Here is a 3,192-nt window from a genome sequence, read left to right as displayed (position 1 = left end):
ATCGGGTGACCAATCTCGACTTCGCGATCACCCAGCTGACCATGACCAACCTGCGCACGGTGGTGGGCAACATGGAGCTGGATGAGGTGCTGTCGCAGCGCGACCAGATCAACACGCGCCTGCTGGATGTGATCGATCAGGCCACCAGCCCCTGGGGCGTCAAGGTCGCGCGGATCGAGATCAAGGACCTGCAGCCGCCGCCGGACATCACCAACGCCATGGCCCGCCAGATGAAGGCAGAACGGGAGCGCCGGGCGGTGATCACGGAAGCCGACGGTGAGAAGCAGGCGGCGATCACGGTGGCCGAGGGTCAGAAGCAGTCGGCCATCCTGCAGGCCGAGGGTCGCCGGGAGGCGGCGTTCCGTGACGCCGAAGCCCGCGAGCGCGCCGCCGCCGCCGAGGCCAAGGCGACCGAGCTGGTGTCCGACGCGATCTCCAAGGGCGACGTCAACGCCATCAACTATTTCGTCGCTCAAAAGTACGTGGAGGCCTTCGGCAAGCTGGCCGAGAGCCCGCAGCAGAAGACGGTGATCGTGCCCGCCGACATGGGCTCGCTGGTCGGCACCATCGCCGGCTTCGGCGAGCTGGTGAAGGCGGTCAACACCGACGGTCCGGCGCCGCGCGGCGGCGGCGCAGCGGCCTCGCGCGGCCGGGGCGCCGTGCCGACGACCGGAGCCTGAGCCGTGGATACGCTGTTCGGCCTTTACGCCGCCCAGCCGTTCTGGGTGTGGGCCGGGATCGGGGCGGCGATCCTGGCGGTGGAGATCGCCACGGGCTCGGGCTGGCTGCTCTGGGCCTCGGCCTCGGCGGCGGTGACGGCGGTGATCGCCGGACTGATCCAGCCCAGCCCGGCCACGACTGTCGCGATTTTCGCAATCCTGACGATCGTGACGACCCTTCTGACCCGGCGCTATCTGCCGCGCACCGGCGAACCGATCAGTGAGGACATCAACGACACAGCCAGCCGGCTGATCGGTAAGCGGGCCACGGCGGTTCAGGCGTTTGTCGGCGGCGCCGGGCGCGTGATGCTCGACGGCAAGGAGTGGGCGGCGGAGCTCATCGACGGCGACGCGCCAAAGACCGGTGCGACCGTCGAGGTGGTGAGTGTCGATGGCGCGCGGCTGCTGGTGCGGGCGGCAAGATAGAGGCGTCATACTTCCGTCGCCTTCACCCGCGAACCTTGACCCGTGGGACATCGCGGCGCTTATGTGCGGCCAGAATCGCAAGGGGCCGCCGCAGGCCGTATCCAGGAGAGAAGACACGTGAAGACGCCCAAATTCGGCGCCTTTGGGGCCCTTGGAATGGTGGCCGTCATGGCCGCCGCCGTCCTGATCCCGGCCTCGGCCATGTCGCAGAGAAAGCCCGCGGGCGGGCCGCCGGCGATCCCCGAGGCCGCCCGCAAGGAAGGCATGGCCAAGGCGCCGGCCGTCGTGACCGCGATCGGCCTGTCCTGCACGGTGTCGGACGCTCGCCTGATCGGCGCCGACAAGAAGGCCAAGGTCTCGTACTTCGAAGTCGCCTGCGGCCCCGGCAACATGGGCTTTGTGCTCCAGGCGCCGGAGGCCGGGACGCCCTCGGCCTTCACCTGCGTCGAGGCCAATACGCCGCCCGCGCCGGGCCAGCCGCCGTCGGCCCCCTGCCTGCTGCCGGGTAACGCCGATCCCAAGAGCGCGCTCGCCCCGGTCCTGAAGACTGCCGGGTTCAGCTGCACGCCGGAGCAGATTCGCGGCATCGGCCAGACCAAGACCGAGACCTATATGGAAGTGGCCTGCGCCGGGGGCGGGGGCTATGTCCTGGCCACCAGTGCGCCGTTCGACGCCTCCAAGCCGGCCAAGGTCGTCAACTGCCTGCTCTACGATGAATCCGAGAGCAACATTAAGTGCACCTTCGGCGACAAGGCCGCCCGCATCGCCGTGGTCGACCAGTACGCCGCCGCGGCCAACAACGGCTGCGCCGTGAAGGATCGCCGGTTCGTCGGCGTCTCCCGCGATAACTCCACCTACTTCGAAGCCTCCTGCCAGGACGGCAAGGGCTACATCTACAAGGTGGCGGCGGCCGGAACCCTGGCCGAGACCTATGAGTGCGCCAAGGCCAGCCAGATCCTGGGCGGCTGCACCCTGACCGACGCCCGTGAGGCCCAGAACGAGCAGGCCGGGCTCTACACCCGCCTGGTCACCAATGCCGGGGGCAAGTGCGATGTCGAAAAGTACGCGCTGTTCCCCACCAAGAACCCGCGTGAGGAAGTGGCCGAGTTGGTCTGCAAGGACGGCACGGGCGCCATCCTGCAGTCGATGGCCGGTCAGAAGAGCGTGGTGATTGACTGCGGCCGGGCCCCGTTGGCGGGCTACAAGTGCTCGCTCGGCAAGGACCCGGGCTACAGCTTCCTGACCGCCGACCTGAAGAAGTTCCGCGCCGACACGACCTGCGCGGTCTCCAACAGCCGGGTGGTGGGCAAGACCGACAAGGGCACGACCTTCATGGAAGTCGCCTGCTCTGACGGCCTCAAGGGCTATATCATCGAGTACCAGACGGCGCCGACGGTCAGCGCTGTGCAGGCCGTTGGCTGCGCCTTCGCGGGCGGCGGCACCTGCAAGCTGCCCGGCAACACCTGATACCTTCGGGTTGATGGAACTGGGGCGCCGGCTGAAAGGTCGGCGCCCTTTTCATTTGCGGACAAAGGCGCAGAGCTTGGCGCCGTCCGGGTCGCGGACATATGCGGCGTAAAACACAGGGTCCATGCCTTCGCGGACGCCGGGAGGGCCTTCACACACGCCGCCATGGGCCAGCGCAGCGGTGTGGAAAGCGTCCACCGAGGTGCGATCCTCCGCCAGGAACGCCATCATCCCGCCATTGCTTCCGGTTGCGACATCGCGGTTCCAGGGTCGCGTAAGAAAGATCGGGACCGGGTCGCCCTTGCGGCGATATCCGGTCCAGGTGGGACTGGTCGTGAAGCGCCGGGCGCCGAGCGCGCCGAACACCGCATCGTAGAACGCGACGGCGTGATCCATGTCGTTCACCCCGAGGGTGGCGTAGGCGATCATGTTCCAGGGTCCTTCAGAAACAGTGCTGTCATCCCGGACGGCCCCAAGACGATCCGGGACCCAGAACCCACGGCGGTTGGACTGGGTCCCGGCCCTCCGCTTCGCTGCGGCCGGGATGACACGGAGTATGTTAGGGAGCGCCGCATGACTC

4 protein-coding genes are annotated in these 3,192 nt (G+C 68.0%); 3 read left to right on the top strand and 1 reads right to left on the bottom strand.

Going from position 1 to position 3,192, the window contains the following annotated elements; genetic code table 11:
* The 3 genes from ACIQ3R_RS16730 to ACIQ3R_RS16720 form a co-directional block, all read left to right on the top strand.
* A partial coding sequence (locus tag ACIQ3R_RS16730; RefSeq protein ID WP_397419988.1) for an SPFH domain-containing protein occupies positions 1 to 680 on the top strand: 680 nt, incomplete at its 5' end.
* 3 nt (positions 681 to 683) lie between these two features.
* Complete coding sequence (locus tag ACIQ3R_RS16725; protein ID WP_397419987.1) at positions 684 to 1,145, top strand: NfeD family protein; 462 nt, start codon at positions 684 to 686, stop codon at positions 1,143 to 1,145.
* Between the two features lie 117 nt (positions 1,146 to 1,262).
* A complete protein-coding gene (locus ACIQ3R_RS16720; protein ID WP_397419986.1) occupies positions 1,263 to 2,612 on the top strand; it encodes a hypothetical protein in 1,350 nt (449 codons plus the stop codon).
* Between the two features lie 51 nt (positions 2,613 to 2,663).
* On the opposite strand, the gene ACIQ3R_RS16715 is transcribed toward ACIQ3R_RS16720, so the two are convergent.
* Entirely contained in the window at positions 2,664 to 3,041 is a 378-nt protein-coding gene (locus tag ACIQ3R_RS16715) for a VOC family protein (protein WP_397419985.1), read from the bottom strand.
* Between the last annotated feature and the right edge of the window lie 151 nt (positions 3,042 to 3,192).

Source organism: Phenylobacterium sp. (assembly GCF_044371015.1).
Lineage (GTDB): Bacteria > Pseudomonadota > Alphaproteobacteria > Caulobacterales > Caulobacteraceae > Phenylobacterium.
Note: the sequence above shows the minus strand (reverse complement) of the source record. Positions and strands in the feature narration are given on the sequence as shown.

What these genes read in the sequence shown, in the direction of transcription:
- ACIQ3R_RS16715 (WP_397419985.1), bottom strand. Translation starts at nt 3,041, where the DNA reads ATGATCGCCTACGCCACCCTCGGGGTGAACGACATGGATCACGCCGTC.